Consider the following 17,020-nt stretch of genomic DNA (forward strand, 5'->3'; position numbering starts at 1 on the left):
CGGCCTGCCCCCCGCGGTGCGCCGCGTAGCCCGTGGGCTGGCCGTGCCGGTCGGTTCGGTCGTATTCGCCTTCGTCGTCGGCGGCCTGATCGTCGCCGTCACAGGGGCCAACCCCTTCGACGCGTACTCCGGGCTGCTGTGCGGTGGAGTCGGCATCTCGTGCAGCCAGGGTGAGAACTCCGCGCTTCAGGTCTCCAACACCATCGTGTTCATGATCCCGCTGGTCACGACCGGCGTCGCGGTGGCGCTTCCGTTTCGGGCCGGGCTGTTCAACATCGGCGCCGAGGGACAGCTGCTCGCGGGCGCGATGGCCTGCGCCGCGATCGGCATCAAGTTCGGCGACTGGCCGGCACCCGTCCTACTGCCGCTGGTCCTGCTGGGCGGGATGGTGGCGGGCGCGCTGTGGGCCGGCCTGGCGGGCTTGCTCAAAGCGACCGTGGGCGCCCACGAGGTAGTGACGACGATCATGATGAATTACGTCGCCCAGTGGCTCCTCCGGTACCTGATCATCGGCGGCCCGCTGCAGCTGGCCAGCGGCACCTCCAAGTCTTCGCCGATCGGTCCCGGCGCCCGGCTGGCGACCATCCTTCCGAATGACAACAGCCTGATCATCTTCGGCCTGCCGGCAAGCGTCTTCCGCGTGCACACCGGGCTGCTCCTGGCGCTGGTCGCGGCGGCGGTGTTCGCGTTCCTGCTGTGGCGCACGGCGCTGGGCTATGAGATCCGCGCGGTGGGCCAGAGCCAGCGCGCGGCCCGTTACGCGGGCGTGAGCGTGCGCCGGACCATCATCGTCACCATGCTCATCGCCGGCGCCTTCTCCGGGCTCGCCGGCGCGATCCAGATCGCCGGCGTCGACCACAACCTGACCGACAAGTACTTCAGCGACACAACCGGCTTCGATGCCATCGCGGTCGCGCTGCTCGGCCTGGGCAGCGCGTTCGGCATCGTGCTCGCGTCGCTGCTGTTCGGCGCCCTCCACTCCGGCGGTGCGGTAATGCAAGCGGACGCCGGAATCTCAGGCAGCCTCGTCCTGGTGCTGCAGGCCCTGATCCTGTTCAGCATCGCCGCCAACTTCCTGGGCGCCATCAGGCTCCGCCTGCCGGGATTCGGCCGGGCGGCTCCGCCGCCTGACGCTCCCGCCGCGGCCCTGATGACGGAGGCCGCGGCTGCGCTGCCCGTGGAGGATGGGCCGGTCAAATGAGCGTCGTCTCCGTAATCCTTCACCTGCTGCTCACGTCGGCTCTGTGGCAGGCCACGCTGGCGGCAGCCGTGCTGCTGTTGCTGCCGGCGCTGGGAGGCGTCATCTCGGAGCGCAGCGGAGTGGTCAACATCGCGATGGAAGGCATGATGCTGACCGGCGCGTTTTTCGGGGTCGTCGCCGACCTCGCCTGGCACAACCCCTGGCTGGCCACGCTGGTGGCCATCCTGGCCGGCGGTTTGATGGCCCTCCTGCACGCCGTGGTCTCGATCCGGTTTCGCGCCGACCAGATCGTCAGCGGAATCGCCATCAACATCTTCGCCGCCGGCCTGACGGTCTTCCTGGTCAACCGGATCTTCGGGCTGCAGGACGTAGGCCATGTCAGCCAGGCCGAGCTCCTGCCCAACTTCAATGTTCCGGTGCTCGACCAGATCCCCTTTTTGGGGAGGGTCTTCTTCCAGCAGAACGTGGTGGTGTACGCGGCTCTGATCCTGCTGCTGCTCATCCACGTGGTCCTGTTCAGGACCCGCCTGGGGCTTCGCCTCCGAGCGGTGGGTGAGCATCCGCAGGCCGCCGACACGGCCGGCATCAACGTGTATCTCATCCGCTACGGCGCCGTGGTCACCAGCGGCCTGCTCTCGGGCCTGGCGGGCGCGTTCCTCGCGATCGGGGTCTCCAACACGTTCGTCCCGAACATGACCGACGGGCGGGGATACATCGCGCTGGCGGCCATGATCTTCGGCAAGTGGACTCCGCTGGGAGCGTTCGTCGCCTGCCTGATCTTCGGCTTGGGCGAGGCGATCTACGCCAACAACTCGATCATCCACGTCTCCCAGTACCTGCTCAGCATGCTGCCGTACATCCTCACCCTGGTCGTCTTGGCCGGCCTCGTGGGCAGGAGCAACCCGCCCGCCGCCGACGGCTTCCCGTACGTGCCCGGAGCCGAATGAGCGCGCCTCCCGCCAGTCCGTTCGCGGTCGAGACGAGGGGCATCACCAAGGCCTTCCCCGGGGTGGTCGCCAACAGCCAGGTCGACCTCGCCGTTCGCGCTGGAGAGATCCACGCGCTGGTCGGCGAGAACGGAGCCGGCAAGACGACGTTGATGAACATCCTTTACGGCCTGGTCCATCCGGACTCCGGGGAGATCCTGATCGATGGGACGGCGGCGCGCATCGCGGGTCCCCGCGATGCCATCGCCCACGGCATTGGCATGGTGCACCAGCACTTCATGCTCATCCCGGTCTTCACGGTCGGCGAGAACGTGATGCTCGGGCGCGAGCCGGTCGCCGCTCCGGGCTTCTACGACCACGCGCGAGCGCGCCAGGAGATCGAAACGCTCACGCGGCAGTACGGGCTGGCCCTCGATCCCGACGCCCGCATGGGCGATTTGCCCGTCGGGCTCCAGCAGCGGGCCGAGATCGTGAAGGTCCTATACCGCGGAGCGAAGATCCTCATCCTGGACGAGCCCACCGGTGTGCTCACGCCCCAGGAGAGCACCGAGCTGTTCGGCGTCCTGCGCGACCTGGTCAAGACCGGCAAGACGATCATCTTCATCAGCCACAAGCTGCGCGAGGTGCTCGAGATCTCCGACCGCATCACCGTGATGCGGCGCGGCAAGGTGGTCGGCCACCTGGTCACGAAGGACACGACGGAACAGGAGATCGCGACCCTCATGGTCGGGCGCGAAGTCCTGCTGCGCGTCGACAAGAAACCGGCCGCGCCGGGGGCCGTCGCGTTCCGGGTCGAGAACCTGACCGCGAGCTCGGATCGCGGCGTGCCCGCCCTGCGCGGCGTGTCGTTCGACCTTCACCACGGTGAGATCCTCGGCATCGCGGGGGTGGAGGGAAACGGCCAGAGCGAGCTGGTGGAGGTGCTGGCCGGCACCCGGCACGCAACCGGCGGCCGCGTCCTGCTCGAGGACCGCGACGTGACCACCTTTGACGCGCGGACCGAACGCGATGCGGGGATCGCTTTCATTCCCGAGGATCGGCGGGGCACCGGGCTCGTGCTCAGTTACTCGGTCGCCGACAACCTGATCCTCGGCCGCCAGCGCTCACAGGCCTTTTCCTGGCGCGAGCTGGTGCTGCGCCTCGCCGCCGTCAGGACGTGGGCCAGGCGCCTGGTCAAGGAGTTCGACATCCGCACGCCGAACATCGACACCGCGGCACGCAACCTGTCGGGCGGCAACCAGCAGAAGATCATCGTCGCTCGCGAGATGGCGAGCCGGCCGCGGGTCTTGCTCGCCGCCCAACCGACACGCGGCGTCGACATCGGCGCCATCGAGTTCATCCACCGCAAGCTCATCGCCGAACGCGACGAGGGCACCGCCGTGCTGCTCGTCTCCGCCGAGCTCGACGAGATCCGCTCGCTGTCCGACCGGATCGCGGTCATCTACGAGGGGCGGATCGTGAGCATCGAACCTGGTGACGCTCCCGAAGAGCGGCTGGGCCTGCTCATGACCGGCGGCGGCGTGGAGACGCGAACCGGGGCGGCCTAACCGTGGTCGAGCGAATCCAGTAAGCCACCGAGCTCGGCGATGCCGCCGAGTCGATGCCAGCCCGAGGGCGGCAGCGATTCGTCCGGCACCTGCTCGTGGTGCCACGTCACGACGTATGGAATGTGGACCGCCGTCGCGCCCAGGGCCACGACCGGTGCGACGTCGGAGCGCAGCGAGTTGCCGACCATCACGAATTCCTCGGGCCTGATGCCCCGGCGGCTCAGCAGCGAGCGGTAGGTCTCGACGTTCTTGTCGCTCAGGATCTCCACTCCCTCGAAAAGCCCCGCCAGGCCCGAGCGCGCCAGCTTGCTCTCCTGGTCGAAGAGGTCCCCCTTGGTGATGAGCAGCAACGAGTAGCGGCGGCCCACCTCGAGCAGGGTGGAGTGGACCCCCTCCAAAAGCTCGGTCGTCTCGAGGAGCATGCGCTTGCCCCACCCCAGGATCACCTCGAGGTCCGACGCCGGGATCCGCCCCTCGGTGAGCTGGATCGCGGTTTCCAGCATGGAAAGGGTGAAGGCCTTGATCCCGTAGCCGTACAGCTTCAGGTTCCTCATCTCCACCTCGTACAGCCGGCCGTCCACGTCCGCGTCGGGGACGTGTCGATGCAACAGGTCGCGCAGGGCGGTTTGCGTGAGGTTGAAACGGATCTCGTTGTGCCACAGCGTGTCATCGCCATCGAACGCAACGACTCTTATGGCCATTCCCCAGCTGCTCCCTGGGGATGATATCGGGGATGCCTGGAGCGGCGGCTCGACCCTGGACCGGCGCTGCCGCTACGGCCGGCTTTCGTCCTGAACCTGAGCCTCTGCCGGTGGCGATGCGGCCTGGTCCCGTTTCGCCGCCGCGCAGAGGGGAAGCGTGAGGGCGAATCGCGACCCGCTGCCCGGCTCGCTCGACTCGATCACCAGGCTGCCGCCATGCGACTCCGCGAGCTGACGGCTGATGTAGAGCCCAAGACCCGTGCCGGGCACGTGCTCGAAAGCCGGGTCGTGGTGGCGATGAAACGGCTCGAAAACCAGCTCCCAGCTGTCCTCCGGGATGCCCACACCGTTGTCTTCGACCCGCACCACGGCACTGTCGCCAAGGCCGGATGCGGCGATGGCGACTCGCGGCCGCACCAGCGTGTAGCTCAGCGAGTTGTTGATGAGGTTGTCCAGGATGCGACCGAGCTGGCCCGGATCCGCCAGCACGGGCAGCGGATCCGGAGGCGACTCGACGGCGATCTCGGCGCCGACGAGGCCGGCCCTCGGACGGGCCCGGTCGGCCGCCTCCTCGACGACCCGGCGGAGATCCGTCTCGCTGCGGCCGCGCAACCGCACATCGCCGTCGATCCGCGAAATCTCCAGCAGCTCGTCCATGATCCTGTTCAACTCCCCGGTCTTGGCCGCCAGGATCTCGAGCGGCCCGAGCCAGGGCTTGCGCGGAGCACCCAGCGAGCCGCTCGCCAGAAGCGACACGTAGCCGCTCAGGACGGTGAGCGGACCCCTCAGCTCATGTGCCGCCATCTGGAGGAATCTGCTCTTGGCCTGGCTCGAGACCTGCGCCGACAGATACAGGCGCCCCACCTGCTCCTCACGCTCCCGCGTATCGACGTAGGAAGCCAGCACGAACGACGACAGCGCGACGAAGACATTGAAGACCTGCAGCGTGACCATCTTCTCCAGCAACGTCTCGGTCGCGAACGGGCCGGTGCCGTTGACCGCCGCCGTGATGGCGACCCCCGATGCGATCAGTGCCGCCGGGGCGGCGCCGCGCAGCCGGAACCGCAGGGCGGCGGCCATGATCAGGGGAAAGACCAGGTATTCCAACCTGAACGGGTTCTGGAAGACGGCGATGGTCACGATGGCGACGCAGCCGAGCAGGCCGACCAACTCCGCCTGCCGGCGCCAGCTCAGCGGGGCCGCTCCCGCTCTCGGCCTGAAGCTCAGCAAGAAGGGCGCCACCACCAGCACGCCCATCGCGTCACCGGTCCACCACACCGCCCAGGTCTGCGCCAGGTTCGCGGCCGGCACCTCCCCCGAGAAGACCAGGACCGAGCTGCCCACCGAAGCGCTGATCGTCATCCCCGCCAGCGCCCCCAGCAGGATGATCGCCGCGGCGTCGCGCAGGCGGTCCAGCTCGAGATGGAAACCGGCGCGCTTCATCAGGGCGGCGGAAACCAGGGGCGCGATCGTGTTGCCGGCCGAGATCAAAGCCGCGCCCAGGGGGGTCGGGCCGATGGGCAGGTTGACCGCGAAGGCGGCGACGGCGATCGCCGGCCAGACGCGAGGACCGATGACTAGCATCGCGGCCAGGGCGATCCCGGTCGGCGGCCATATGGGCGTCACCTGGCCGTGCACCAAAGCGAGCTCCAGGCTGAGGCGGGCCGCGACCCAGTACGCGAGGGCGATCAACCCCAGCCCCAGGAGCCTCCGGGCGGGTCCGGGCAGCCCCCGGACCGCGTCGACCATCCCGGCGAGTATCCCCCGGAGCCCTGGGCGCGTCAATTGACGGTTCCGGCCGGCGGGGAACAAAACCCGATCGCGCGAGGGTTGGAACCCGTGCACCATGAAGAAGCTCGAAGGCATCCACCACATCAGCGCCATCACCGCGGACGCCACGCGGAACGTCCTGTTCTACGCCGGCGTCATGGGCCTGCGCCTGGTCAAGAAGACCGTCAACCAGGACAACCCGGCGGTTTACCACCTCTTCTACGCGGACGAGGACGGCAGCCCCGGCGCCGACCTCACCTTCTTCGAGTACCCGGGCCTGGTGCGCGGACGCCCCGGCGCGGGGATGATCCACCGCATCGTCATGCGTGTCGGCTCGCACGAAGCCCTCGACTTCTGGGCCGTGCGCCTGGCGGCGGCCGGCATCGAAAGCCGCTTGGAGGGCGACAGTCTGCGTTTCGAGGACCCAGAAGGCCTCGGCCTCGAGCTGACGGCCGCACCGACCCCCGACCGGCCGCTTGTGGCCGCGCATCCAGAGGTGCCGGAGGAGTTCGCGCTACAGGGCTTCGCCGGTGTTCGCGCCTTCGCGCGGCGGCCCGAGGCCGGCCACGGCTTCCTGACGGCAACGCTCGGCTTCGACGCCACCGGGCGCGCGCCGGGCGTGTCGCCTTCGGACAGCGCGAGCTATGAGTCCCGCGGCGAGTCCCGCGGTTCGCTCTTCGTCTACGACGCGGCCCCCGCGGAGCGGGGTCTGAGCGGCTCGGGAACCGTGCACCACGTCGCGTGGGCATCCACGTTGAGCGACCACGAAAGCTGGCGTGACCGCGTCATCGAAGGCGGCGGCAGCCCGACCCCGGTGATCGATCGCTTCTATTTCCGATCGATCTACTTCCGGGAGCCGAGCGGAGTGCTGTTCGAGATCGCGACCATGGGCCCCGGCTTCACGGCGGACGAGCCGAAGGAACACCTCGGCGAGCGGCTCGCGCTGCCGCCGGCATTCGAGCACCTTCGCTCGCAGGTCGAGGCCAATCTGGTGCCGTTGCCGAACCCGCGACAGGCGACGCCGGTGGGGCGCCAGCGGGCTTAGAGCCTCGAGCCGCGCCATTCGACCGGTGGCGTCATCGCCGCCCGGACCGGCGATGATTCAGCGGGTGAGCGTCCCCCAGGTGCGGCTCGAGTCCATACGCCTGAAGACGGGCGGTCGCGTCCATCTCGTGCCACGCGTCCCGAGCAGCGGGCCGGTGACGACCATGTGCGGCCGCAATCTCCCCGAGAAGTCGTTTGCGGCCGTCGCCACCGAAGCCGACTGCGCGAACTGCGTCCGGCGCTCCCAGGATCCAAGCCGCATCTCCGGGGCCTTCTTCGCCCAGGAGGAAGGGATGGAGCTGCTGCGTCTGTCCCTGGAGCAGGCGCGGCTGCGCAGGCCCCGCCGCCCAGCTCGCCGCCGTCCAAGCCTGCCATGCGGCCCGCCCCAAAACCGCCCCTCGAGATGCCGCCGGATCGGATCGGCGAGCTGGTGACACGTGGCTTCAAACCCGCCGGCGAGGGCGTCTGGCGCAGCCCCGCGGGGGTCGTGGTCCGGATGCGTCGGAAGGGCAACGACTGGCGCTTTGACGAGCTGGTCTTCGAGGGCCGGGTCGTGGCGACACGCGTCGATGACGGCATCCGGCTGAGAGCGGGCGATGTCGATGTGAGGCCTTCGGATGGGGGCTTTGAGATCCGCCTCGGGCAGTAAAAAGAAAGGGACCGAGCGGGTTGCCCGGTCCCTTTTCGTGTCGGAGGCGGATCAGCTCGCCTTGTCGGCGAACTCGTTCGTGTAGGTCTCGCTCAGGTTGGCCGACTTGCCCTTGAAGCTCGGCACGTAGTCCTGCTGGATTTTCTCCACGGTCTCAGGCCCGCCGGCAGGCATCCTGCAGTCGGTCCCGAAGATGGCGAGCTGGTTTTGCAGGGCCGTGACGTAGAGGTCCTTGTTGCCCGCGTAGTAGTCCGGCGGCATCTTGTCCGCGATCTCAGCCGCGGTGTGGGAGTGGATGAACTTCAGGGTCTTGACGTAGGCGTTGACCAGCCGCTGGACGGTGTCCTTGTTGCCGTTGACCCAGTCGTTCTTGGCGAAGATCCCGATGAAGGGGTAGTCGCCCCCCAGGGCCGCCCGCGTCGATTCCGGCGTGCGGAGGTCGACCAGCACCTTGCCGTCGCCGGTCGAAACCAGGCGCGAGATGGTGGGTTCGGTCGTCATCCCGGCGTCGATCCTCTGCTGCTTGACGGCGGCGATGAAGGTGTCGCCGGCGCCGACCGCCACAAAGTGCTCCTTGGTGGGATCGATGTTCGCCCTGCCGAGGATCGCGAGCGAGAGCGTGTGGGTCCCCGACCCGATGTCGGTGACGCCGAGGTTTTTGCCCTGCAGGTCGGCGGCGGACTGAATCGAGCCGGCCTTCTTGGCGTCCACCATCTCCGCCTCGCCCGGCGCGATGCCGAACTGGCAGATGGTCTCGATCTTCTTGCCGAGCGCGTTGAGCACCATCGGGTGAACGTAGGCGCCCGAGCCGGCGTCGACGTTGCCGGCGACGACCTCGTCCTCCGAGGCCTGCCCGGAACCCTCGTCGATGAGGGTCACATCCAGGTGCTGCTCCTGGAAGTAGCCGAGCCGCTGGGCGAGCATGTTCGGCAGGTAGATCTGCTTGTTGAGTCCCCCGACCATGATCTTGAGGGAGACCGTCTGAGCGCCGGCGCCGCCTGACGAACCGGTCCCGCCGCACGCGGCCAGCATCGCGAACGCGACGATGGCGATGATCAACCGTCGACTACGAAATCCCATGCACCAAGTCCTCCTTCAAATCCTCGTCTCGGTGACGACCTGCGGCCGCCAGCGGATGAGGCGGTCCTCCAGCGCTGTGATCAGAGCCTCTGCCACCAGCGCAATGGCAGCGAGCAGCGCCATGCCGGCGAACACGCCGTCGGCGTCGAAATTGTTCTTGGCCGCGTAGATGAGCTCGCCGACCCCCGCGGTCGCGCCGAAAAGCTCGCCGACGACGGCGCCGACGAGAGCCAGTCCAAAGCTGGTGTGGAGGCTGGCGATGATCCAGGAGAGGGCCGACGGGATGATGATCTCGGTCGTCAGCCGGCGGTTGCTCGCGCCCAGGATGCGAGCGTTCGCGACGAGGTTGCGGTCGACCTCGCGAACCCCCTGGAACGCATTGAAGAAAACGACGAAGAAGACAAGGATGGCGGCGGTGGCGATCTTGGACTTGATGTCGAGGCCCAAAGAGATGGCGAAGAGCGCCCCGACGACGACGCGAGGGATGGCGTTCATCCCCTTGATGTAGGGGCCGAGAACATCGGCCAGCAGCGCGCTGCGGCCGAGCGCCACACCGAACACGACGCCGAGCAGGGCGCCGGCGACAAAACCGCCGACCGTCTCCTGCATCGTGACGAACACTTGGTCCCAGAGCGGGCCGAGCTCGGTCCCCTGGGTGATCCAGGTCCAGAGCTTGAGCACGATCTCGGAGGGCTGGGCGAAGAAGAACTTGTCGACCCAGCCGAGTCGTGTGGTGAGCTCCCAGCTGCCGAGCCAGAGGATGGCCACGAGCACCCGCAAGCCCATCACCGAAAGCCGCCGGCGGCGCGCGTCCCGCACCCGCCGGGCGCCGAGATCGATCCCCGGAACCTCGGCCGGCGCCGCCGCCATGCCCACCGGGCGGCTAAGCCGCGCCGCTGCGCTTCTGCCGCTCATAGCTCACGAGGACCTCGTCCCTGAGGTCCTTCCAGATCTCTTCGTAGATTTCCGCGAAGCGGGGATGGAAGCGGATCTCGGCGACGTTGCGCGGGCGCGAGAGGTCGACTTTGTAGTTGCTCTTGACGGTGCCCGGGCCGGCGGTGATGACGAACACGCGATCGCTCAGGGAGATGGCCTCTTCCAGGTCGTGCGTCACGAAGACCACCGACGCCGAGCTGGCAGACCACAGACCGAGCAGCTCGTTTTCCATCAACGAGCGGGTCTGCACGTCGAGGGCGCTGAACGGCTCGTCCATCAGCAGGATTCGGGGGCCGTTGATCAAGCTCTGGGCCAGCGCCACGCGCTTGCGCATGCCGCCAGAGAGCTGGTAAGGATAGCGGTCCTCGAAACCCGCCAGGCCGACGCGCGCGATCCAGTCCCTGGCCTTCTCGCGGGCGTCGCGATTGGAGTCCCCGTGGTAACGAGGCCCGGCCGCAACGTTCTCGAGCACCGTCTTCCAGGGAAAGACCGCGTCCGTCTGGAAGACGTAGCCGATCCCGCCGGCGATGCCGTCGACCGGGTTGCCGAAGACTTCGGCCTCTCCCTCGCTGGGCGTCTCCAAGCCCGAGATCAGTGCCAGCGTCGTGGACTTGCCGCAGCCGGTCGGCCCGACGACGGCACAGAACTCGCCGGGCTCGACCGTCATGTTGAGGTCGCGCAGCGCCGTGTAGACGCCGCCGGACGGAGTGAGGAATCGCTTCGTGACGCCACGCAGCTCGATCGCGAGGGGCATTGGCACCGACTCTGGAGGCCGCCGGCGGCGCGCGCAATCCATGCGGTCGTTGTGGCCGTTTTGGTCGTTTTGGTCGCCGCCGTCCGCCGGCGGACGGACTACCATCTCGTGGGCACGAGCTCGTGAAAACCCGGCTTCCCCTCGCCTACCAGATCCTGGTTTTCCAGGTCGCGATCATCCTGTTGTCCTCATTGATCGGGGCCGCGGCGGCCATCTGGCAGGCGAGCCAGGAGCTCGATCGGCAGTACGAGCAGCGTTCGCTCGCCATCGCCGAGTCCGTGGCCGCCAACAGCATCATCCAGGAGGCCCTCCTCACCGGCGATCCCAGCGGCACCATCCAGAAGACCGCTCAAGACGTCCGCCGAGCGACGGGAGCGACCTACGTGGTGGTCACCAACCGGCAGGGGATCAGGTACTCGCACCCCAACCCCGCGCTGATCGGCAAGCCGGTCGACGAACAGCCGGGCACGGTCCTCGCCGGCCACACCTGGGTTGGGGTTCAGACCGGGACGCTCGGGGTGTCGGCGAGGGGCAAGGCTCCGATCCTCGTCCAGGGCCAGGTCATCGGGCTCGTGTCGGTCGGGTTTCTCGAGACCGCGGTGTGGCGCCAGCTGATGGCCGAGCTCCCTGGCTTCGCCGTCACGCTGCTGCTGGCGCTGGGGCTCGGGGTGGCGGGCTCGATGCTGCTCGCCTCCCGCCTCAAGCGTCAGACATTCGGCCTCGAGCCCTACGAGATCGCCGGTCTGCTCGAAGAGCGGGAAGCGAGCCTGCAGGGCATTCACGAGGGCGCCATCGCGACCGACAGCGACGGCACCATCACGCTGGCCAACGACGAGGCGCGCCGCCTCCTCGCCCTCCCCGCCGACGCGGTGGGTCGGAAGGTGTCCCACGTCCTGCCGCAGGGGCGCTTGCTGAAATTCCTTGCCGGCGGCCTCAATGACGAGGACGAGGTGCTCCTGGCGGGAGACCGAGTGCTGGTCGCGAGCCGCCGTGCGATTCGCGTCCGCGGCCGCAAGATCGGGCACGTCGCCACGCTGCGCGACACGACGGAGCTGGCGGGCCTGGCCCGCGGCCTGGGTGTCGACAGCCTCACTGATGCGCTGCGAGCGCAGGCTCACGAGTTCGCCAACCGGCTGCACACCATCGCCGGCCTGGTCCAGATGGGGCGGGGCGACGACGCGATGAGGCTCATCGCTCAAACGTCCGGGGTACACCAGGAGCTCACCGAGGCGCTCCTCGAGCGCGTCGGCGACCCGGTGCTCGGCGCTTTGCTGCTGGCCAAGGCCGCGATGGCTTCAGAACGCGGCATCGAGCTGCGGGTTAGCGACGACACGGTCATGACGCGCAGCACGCTCGACAGCGAGGACCTCATCACGCTGCTGGGCAACCTCATCGACAACGCCCTCGACGCGGCGGCGTCATCGACCGGCGAGCGGTGGGTCAGCGTTTCGGTCAACGAGCAGGACGGCGAGCTGGTCATCAAAGTCCACGACTCGGGGAGCGGCATCCCCGACGGAGTTCACGGGCAGATCTTCCAGGAGGGCTTCAGCACCAAATCCGCTCCGGGCCGCAAGCGCCGTGGGTTCGGGCTGGCGCTGGTGCGTCAGGTGGCGCGCCGCCACGGCGGCGAAGTCACCGCGGTCAACGCGGGCGGCGCCGTCTTCATGGTGCGCCTGCCCCGGCGTGTTGCCGCCAAACCATGATCCGGACGCTGGTCGTCGACGACGACTTCCGGGTGGCTGAACTTCATTGCGCCTATGTCGACAGGATCAGGGGGTTCACGGTGGTGGGCCGGACGCACACCGGCGCGGAAGCTTTGCAGGGTGTCGACCGGCTCCGCCCGGACCTCGTCCTCCTGGACATCTATCTGCCGGACATGTCCGGTCTCGAGGTGCTGCGGAGGCTGCGCGAGGACGACCACCCGCCGGTCGACGTCATCTCGATCACGGCGGCGCGCGAGGTCGAGAGCCTCCGTGCGGCGATGCGCGGCGGCGTCGTCCATTACCTGATCAAGCCGTTCCTGTTCGCCATCTTCGAGGAAAAGCTGCTGTCCTACGCTGCCGCCCGCGAGCGCATGACGCGGATCGGCCAGGCGGAGCAGGGCGACGTCGACAGGATCTTCGGCGCCCTGCGCACCGCCAGCAACGAGCCCCTCCCCAAGGGCCTGTCGGATGCGACGCTCGAATTGATCGCTCGGGCGCTTGGGCGATCACAGTCCGGCCTCCCCGCGGCCGCGGTCGCGGATGCGGCCGGCGTGAGCCGGGTGACCGCGAGGCGCTATCTCGACCACCTCTGCCAGCTGGGCAAGGCCGAGTTGACGATGCGCTACGGCGGCCCCGGCCGGCCGGAGCATCGCTACCGCCTCGTGTCCGGCGCGTAGGCCGGGAATACCGGCCGGGTTCAGCGGCTTCTTGATCACATGAGCACCATCCAGGGGCGGTCCATTCACGAGATCGAGCTGCCGAGACTCAACGGCGAACCGGCCAGCCTGTCGGAGTACGCCGGTCAGGTCGTCCTTGCGGTCAATGTCGCGTCACGCTGCGGGTTCACCCCTCAATACGCTGGACTCCAGGCCCTGCACGACCGCTACTCGAGCCGCGGCTTCACCGTGCTCGGGTTTCCCTGCAACCAGTTCTTCCACCAGGAGCCGGGGAATGCCGAGCAAATCCAGGAGTTCTGCCGTGTCAACTACGGCGTCACCTTCCCGTTGTTCGCCAAGCTGGACGTCAAGGGCGCTCACCAGCACCCGCTGTACGCGATTCTCAGCGAGTTCCCCGACGCCCAGGGCAAGGCCGGCAACGTGAGCTGGAATTTCGAGAAGTTCCTGGTCGGCCGCGATGGGCGGGTGGGGCGTCGATTCCGGCCGAAAGTCGTCCCCGAAGACCCGCGGGTCGTCGAGGCGATCGAGGCGCTGCTCTAGGCCCCAGCCGACCGCCGGAACAAGAGGCGCCCGCGCCCAGCCGCGACCTTAAGGTTGCCTCGTGAGGCTCGTCGCCGAATCTTTCGCGTGGCCGTTTCGAGGCGCCTGGAGGTCCAGCTGGGCGCCCGGCCTCCTCGCGGTGCTGCTCCTGCCGATCGCCTTCGTGCCGCTCCTCGGCTATGCGATCGCGGCCACCCGCGCCGCCGCGAGCGATCCCGCGCACGGCCCCCCGAAGTGGACCATCTCCGCGCGTCTGCTGGCCGACGGGTTCTGGACCGCGATGGCGCTGGCCCTGCTCAGCGTGCCCTTCGCCCTAGTCCTGAACCCGCTCGCGGAGTTCCTGTTCGAAGCTCATCTCTGGCGGGTCGGTGACAGGTCGCAATCGGAGTTCTACGCCCACCTGGCTTCAGGCTTCATCCTCGCGCTGCCGTGGGGTCTGGCTCTGCTGCTGCTCATGCCGCATGCGACGGCGCGTTTCGCGACCACCGCACGGCCCGGCGACCTTTTCGATTTCGGGGCGGCGATCCAGGGAGTGCGAAGGGGCTTCGCCGCGTGGAACCTCGCCGCCGCCGCGATGGTCACCGCGTGGGCCGCCGGCGTCGCCTGCGTCGGGCTGCTGTGCATCGGCCTCGTGCCGGGCATCTTCTACGCCATTCTTGTGAGCGCACATGCCAGCGCCGCGCTCCACGACCAGGATCCAGATTCACCCCCTCGGTGACACCGCGCTCATGGCCGAGCTGGGAACGCGCCTCGACACCGCCGTCAACACACGCGCCATCGCCCTCGCCGCCGCGCTGAAGAAGCGGCGCGACGTGCGGCAGGCAATCGCCGGCTGTGCCAGCGTCACGGTACATTTCGACCCTGAGCAGACAACGTTCAAGGCGCTGGGCGCCGCGGTCACCAGGCTCGCGACCAAGCGTCCGCCGATGGCCGAGCCGGGGCGCCTTCACCGCATCCCCGTCGTCTACGACGGGCCGGATCTCGAAGCGGCCGCGGCGAGGCTCGGACTCCTTCCGGACAGGATCGCCGAGCTCCACTCGCGGCCGATCTATCGCGTCTTTCACGTCGGCTTCGTCCCGGGCTGGGCGTATCTCGGGCCTCTCCCCGAAGAGCTCGAACTGCCCCGACGCGACGTGCCCCGCACACGAGTGCCTGCCGGCTCGGTGGCCATCGCCGGGCGGCAGACCGGCATCTATCCGCTGGCCGCGCCCGGTGGCTGGCATCTGATCGGACGCACCTCGGTGAAGCTGTTCCTGCCTGACTCCGACCCACCCTGCCTCTTCCGCGCGGGCGACCGCGTCAAGTTCTTCGCCGCGGGCGCGTGACGAACGTCCTCCGAGTCAGAGAACCTGGTCTCCTCACCACCGTCCAGGACCTCGGGCGTCCGAACGCCGTCAGCGCCGGGGTGCCCGGCGGTGGCGCGATGGACCGGTTCGCCCACTCGGCGGCGAACCTGCTGGTGGGCAATGACGCCGGCGCCGCCACGCTCGAGTGCACGCTCACCGGCCCTCACCTCATCGCGGAGCGGCCCTGCCTGGTCGCCATCACGGGGGCCGACCTCGCCCCGCGAGTCAACGGCAGGCCGGGGCAGACGTGGACGGGCATCCGCCTGGGCGAGGGCGACGCGCTCAGCTTCGGCGCCAGGCGCGTTGGCGCGCGGGCGTACATCGCGGTCGCAGGCGGCATCGCGGGCGACCGATGGCTCGGTTCGCTTTCGACCAACCTGATGGCGGCGCGGGGCGGCATGCGGGGGCGGGCCCTGAACGCGGGCGACCTCATCCGCACCGCCGCTGATCCTGCAATGCCGATGGTCGCCGGCGGCCGGCTCCACGCTCACATGCGACCCGGCTACCAGGATCACACGCTGCGCGCGATCGCCGGTCCTCACCTCGAACGCCTGGGAGCCAAGGGACGGCACCTGCTCTTCCATTCGGTGTTCACCGTCGGTCGCGAGGCCGACCGCATGGGTTACCGGTTGGAGGGGCCGAGCCTGGCGGCGTCAGGCGACGAGCTGCTGTCCTTCGGGCTCGCGGCCGGCGCGGTCCAGGTGCCGCCTGGCGGCGGTCCGATCCTTTTGATGGCCGACCACCAGACCGCGGGCGGCTACCCGGTCGTCGCCACCGTGGTCAGCGCAGCCCTCCCGATCGCCGCCCAGCTCGCGCCGGGCGACGAGCTCCGCTTTGCGGAGATCAGCGTCGAGGATGCGGTGCGCTTGCGCCGCGCTCTGCAGGCGGCGCTGGAATCGCTGCGAGCGGGCAGCCCGGCTCCGTCATGACGCCTCGGCCGGCCCGGCGGCTTTCCGCGCTTCGTTGATCACGGCGTCGTAGTCGGGTTGCGGCTGCTCTTTGGATCCCACCCAGGTCCAGCGCACGATGCCGTCGTGGTCGATGACGAAGACGGTCCTCCTGGCCATCCCGGAGTAGCCCTCCACGTCATCGCGCCGCACGCCGTAATCGGTGACCATCTTCCGCTCGAAGTCACCGATCAGCTCGAACGGCAGGCCGCCGAGCTCCTTGGCGAAAGCCTGGTGCGAGAAGACGGAGTCGACGCTGATGCCGTAGATGCCGATGCCGTCCGCGGCTGCCGCCTCGTGCCTTGACCGAAACTCGGTCAACTCCATCCTTCAACCACCGGTGAAGTCGAGGACGTAGAAAAGGAAGACGAGCGCTTTGTGTTGGGCGAGGGCTTCGGCGAGCGTCAGCTCCTGGCCCGCGGTCGTCGGCAGCTTGAACTCGGGAGCTCTGTCCCCAACCTGCAGCACGCAGGAAAGTCTATTCGGCCCCGGTCCGCTGGCGTTCCAGGACGTACCAGCCCGACTTCGTCGCGCCCATGACGCTGTAGCCCGCGTCGAACGCATCGACCAGCGCGGTGCGCACCGCCATCCGCCACGAGCGTGCCAGCGCGGGATCGGAGTGCCGGATGGCGACGATGTCATCAGGCACCTGGCACAGAAGGACGCGCGCGGATGACGGCGTCGCCACCGGCTCGCCTTGCGCGCCGACACGGACCACCCGGGCCGCGCCCTCGCCGAGCAACCCGTCGAGCGACGGTTCGGCGGCGCGGCCGCCGGCCGCGGATTCAGCCTGCGGCGATTCGAGCTCCCAGCTGATGAGCAGGCGGTCGGACTCTTCGCCGGCATTGATCCCGTCCGTCATCTCGCCGTAGAAGTTGACCAAATACCTGCCGGCCCGGGCGCCAAGCTTGGTCAGGTTGAAGTAGGCGTTGCGGCGCACCAATGGGTCGGTCGTCCACTCGATGACCTTGACTGCACGGTCCAGGCACCACCCGCGCTGATGCTGCTTGAGCTCGAACCCGAGCCCGCGCGCGTCGCTGCCGGTGCTCACCCCGAGGATGTGCGAGTGCAGGTGCAGCTCGTGAGGGGGAACGCCGCCAAGCCAGCCGACGAGTCCCCCGACGAGCCGCTGATCCACGTAGGCGCCGGCGACGTAGTTGCCCGAACGCGCAAGCGCC

Annotated in this window: 19 protein-coding genes; 12 read left to right on the forward strand and 7 right to left on the reverse strand. The window is 68.7% G+C overall.

The window, feature by feature from the left end:
- Positions 1–16 precede the first annotated feature (16 nt).
- The 3 genes from EPN29_05915 to EPN29_05925 are packed head-to-tail and all read left to right on the forward strand — an operon-like array spanning position 17 to position 3,695.
- Positions 17–1,201 carry an ABC transporter permease gene (locus tag EPN29_05915; GenBank protein TAN33293.1) on the forward strand — a complete coding sequence of 395 codons (1,185 nt, stop codon included), beginning with the start codon at positions 17–19 and terminating at the stop codon, positions 1,199–1,201.
- Positions 1,198–2,148: an ABC transporter permease gene (locus EPN29_05920; GenBank protein TAN33294.1), complete on the forward strand. Its 951-nt coding sequence runs from the start codon at positions 1,198–1,200 to the stop codon at positions 2,146–2,148. The genes EPN29_05915 and EPN29_05920 overlap by 4 nt, the downstream gene beginning before the upstream one ends.
- Positions 2,145–3,695 (forward strand): ABC transporter ATP-binding protein, encoded by a 1,551-nt coding sequence (locus EPN29_05925; GenBank protein ID TAN33295.1) that lies wholly within the window; start codon positions 2,145–2,147, stop codon positions 3,693–3,695. The genes EPN29_05920 and EPN29_05925 overlap by 4 nt, the downstream gene beginning before the upstream one ends.
- Here the strand turns inward: EPN29_05925 and EPN29_05930 are convergent.
- Both EPN29_05930 and EPN29_05935 read right to left on the reverse strand, forming a co-directional pair.
- On the reverse strand, positions 3,692–4,396 hold the full coding sequence (locus tag EPN29_05930; GenBank protein ID TAN33296.1) for an HAD family hydrolase: 705 nt from the start codon (positions 4,394–4,396) through the stop codon (positions 3,692–3,694). The genes EPN29_05925 and EPN29_05930 overlap by 4 nt on opposite strands.
- A gap of 72 nt (positions 4,397–4,468) precedes the next feature.
- Complete coding sequence (locus tag EPN29_05935; GenBank protein TAN33297.1) at positions 4,469–6,295, reverse strand: hypothetical protein; 1,827 nt, start codon at positions 6,293–6,295, stop codon at positions 4,469–4,471.
- Here EPN29_05935 and EPN29_05940 point away from each other — a divergent pair.
- The 3 genes from EPN29_05940 (at position 6,243) to EPN29_05950 (ending at position 7,859) form a co-directional block, all read left to right on the forward strand.
- On the forward strand, positions 6,243–7,211 hold the full coding sequence (locus EPN29_05940) for a ring-cleaving dioxygenase (GenBank protein ID TAN33298.1): 969 nt from the start codon (positions 6,243–6,245) through the stop codon (positions 7,209–7,211). The two genes, EPN29_05935 and EPN29_05940, sit on opposite strands and share 53 nt — an antisense overlap.
- A 64-nt stretch (positions 7,212–7,275) precedes the next feature.
- The gene (locus EPN29_05945; GenBank protein ID TAN33299.1) at positions 7,276–7,644 is read left to right on the forward strand and encodes a hypothetical protein; all 369 of its coding nucleotides are present in this window, start codon (positions 7,276–7,278) and stop codon (positions 7,642–7,644) included.
- Positions 7,641–7,859, forward strand: a complete 219-nt coding sequence (locus tag EPN29_05950) for a hypothetical protein (protein TAN33300.1) — start codon at positions 7,641–7,643, stop codon at positions 7,857–7,859. Before EPN29_05945 ends, EPN29_05950 begins: the two co-directional genes overlap by 4 nt.
- A 51-nt stretch (positions 7,860–7,910) precedes the next feature.
- Here the strand turns inward: EPN29_05950 and EPN29_05955 are convergent, their stop codons facing one another.
- From EPN29_05955 to EPN29_05965, 3 genes are read right to left on the reverse strand one after another with little or no spacing between them, the layout of a single operon-like run.
- Positions 7,911–8,939, reverse strand: a complete 1,029-nt coding sequence (locus EPN29_05955; GenBank protein TAN33301.1) for an ABC transporter substrate-binding protein — start codon at positions 8,937–8,939, stop codon at positions 7,911–7,913.
- Between the two features lie 15 nt (positions 8,940–8,954).
- On the reverse strand, positions 8,955–9,809 hold the full coding sequence (locus tag EPN29_05960) for an ABC transporter permease (GenBank protein ID TAN33376.1): 855 nt from the start codon (positions 9,807–9,809) through the stop codon (positions 8,955–8,957).
- A gap of 13 nt (positions 9,810–9,822) precedes the next feature.
- The gene (locus EPN29_05965; GenBank protein TAN33302.1) at positions 9,823–10,671 is read right to left on the reverse strand and encodes an ABC transporter ATP-binding protein; all 849 of its coding nucleotides are present in this window, start codon (positions 10,669–10,671) and stop codon (positions 9,823–9,825) included.
- On the opposite strand from EPN29_05965, the gene EPN29_05970 reads away from it, so the two are divergent.
- From EPN29_05970 to EPN29_05995, 6 genes are all read left to right on the forward strand, one after another.
- The gene (locus EPN29_05970; protein TAN33303.1) at positions 10,629–12,332 is read left to right on the forward strand and encodes a sensor histidine kinase; all 1,704 of its coding nucleotides are present in this window, start codon (positions 10,629–10,631) and stop codon (positions 12,330–12,332) included. The two genes, EPN29_05965 and EPN29_05970, sit on opposite strands and share 43 nt — an antisense overlap.
- Positions 12,329–13,009, forward strand: a complete 681-nt coding sequence (locus tag EPN29_05975) for a response regulator (protein ID TAN33304.1) — start codon at positions 12,329–12,331, stop codon at positions 13,007–13,009. The genes EPN29_05970 and EPN29_05975 overlap by 4 nt, the downstream gene beginning before the upstream one ends.
- A 39-nt stretch (positions 13,010–13,048) precedes the next feature.
- Positions 13,049–13,549, forward strand: a complete 501-nt coding sequence (locus tag EPN29_05980) for a glutathione peroxidase (GenBank protein TAN33305.1) — start codon at positions 13,049–13,051, stop codon at positions 13,547–13,549.
- A gap of 61 nt (positions 13,550–13,610) precedes the next feature.
- Positions 13,611–14,267, forward strand: coding sequence for a DUF4013 domain-containing protein (locus tag EPN29_05985; protein ID TAN33306.1), 657 nt, complete (start codon positions 13,611–13,613; stop codon positions 14,265–14,267).
- Positions 14,218–14,874 carry a 5-oxoprolinase subunit PxpB gene (gene pxpB, locus EPN29_05990; protein ID TAN33307.1) on the forward strand — a complete coding sequence of 219 codons (657 nt, stop codon included), beginning with the start codon at positions 14,218–14,220 and terminating at the stop codon, positions 14,872–14,874. The genes EPN29_05985 and pxpB overlap by 50 nt, the downstream gene beginning before the upstream one ends.
- A complete protein-coding gene (locus EPN29_05995) occupies positions 14,823–15,824 on the forward strand; it encodes a biotin-dependent carboxyltransferase (protein ID TAN33308.1) in 1,002 nt (333 codons plus the stop codon). Before pxpB ends, EPN29_05995 begins: the two co-directional genes overlap by 52 nt.
- Here EPN29_05995 and EPN29_06000 read toward each other — a convergent pair.
- Positions 15,819–16,169 carry a redoxin domain-containing protein gene (locus tag EPN29_06000; protein ID TAN33309.1) on the reverse strand — a complete coding sequence of 117 codons (351 nt, stop codon included), beginning with the start codon at positions 16,167–16,169 and terminating at the stop codon, positions 15,819–15,821. The two genes, EPN29_05995 and EPN29_06000, sit on opposite strands and share 6 nt — an antisense overlap.
- 3 nt (positions 16,170–16,172) lie before the next feature.
- Positions 16,173–16,688, reverse strand: coding sequence for a redoxin domain-containing protein (locus EPN29_06005; GenBank protein ID TAN33310.1), 516 nt, complete (start codon positions 16,686–16,688; stop codon positions 16,173–16,175).
- Positions 16,689–17,020: the final 332 nt, after the last annotated feature.

The organism is bacterium, assembly GCA_004299235.1.
Lineage (GTDB): Bacteria > Chloroflexota > Dormibacteria > Dormibacterales > Dormibacteraceae > SCQL01.

Bases quoted from the DNA above. Each gene is read 5' to 3' on its own strand.
- EPN29_05920 (TAN33294.1), top strand. From the start codon at position 1,198: ATGAGCGTCGTCTCCGTAATCCTTCACCTGCTGCTCACGTCGGCTCTG.
- EPN29_05925 (TAN33295.1), top strand. From the start codon at position 2,145: ATGAGCGCGCCTCCCGCCAGTCCGTTCGCGGTCGAGACGAGGGGCATC.
- EPN29_05930 (TAN33296.1), bottom strand. From the start codon at position 4,396: ATGGCCATAAGAGTCGTTGCGTTCGATGGCGATGACACGCTGTGGCAC.
- EPN29_05940 (TAN33298.1), top strand. From the start codon at position 6,243: ATGAAGAAGCTCGAAGGCATCCACCACATCAGCGCCATCACCGCGGAC.
- EPN29_05955 (TAN33301.1), bottom strand. From the start codon at position 8,939: ATGGGATTTCGTAGTCGACGGTTGATCATCGCCATCGTCGCGTTCGCG.
- EPN29_05960 (TAN33376.1), bottom strand. From the start codon at position 9,809: ATGGCGGCGGCGCCGGCCGAGGTTCCGGGGATCGATCTCGGCGCCCGG.
- EPN29_05965 (TAN33302.1), bottom strand. From the start codon at position 10,671: ATGGATTGCGCGCGCCGCCGGCGGCCTCCAGAGTCGGTGCCAATGCCC.
- EPN29_05975 (TAN33304.1), top strand. From the start codon at position 12,329: ATGATCCGGACGCTGGTCGTCGACGACGACTTCCGGGTGGCTGAACTT.
- EPN29_05980 (TAN33305.1), top strand. From the start codon at position 13,049: ATGAGCACCATCCAGGGGCGGTCCATTCACGAGATCGAGCTGCCGAGA.
- pxpB (TAN33307.1), top strand. From the start codon at position 14,218: ATGCCAGCGCCGCGCTCCACGACCAGGATCCAGATTCACCCCCTCGGT.
- EPN29_06000 (TAN33309.1), bottom strand. From the start codon at position 16,169: ATGGAGTTGACCGAGTTTCGGTCAAGGCACGAGGCGGCAGCCGCGGAC.
- EPN29_06005 (TAN33310.1), bottom strand. From the start codon at position 16,688: ATGCCGGCGAAGAGTCCGACCGCCTGCTCATCAGCTGGGAGCTCGAAT.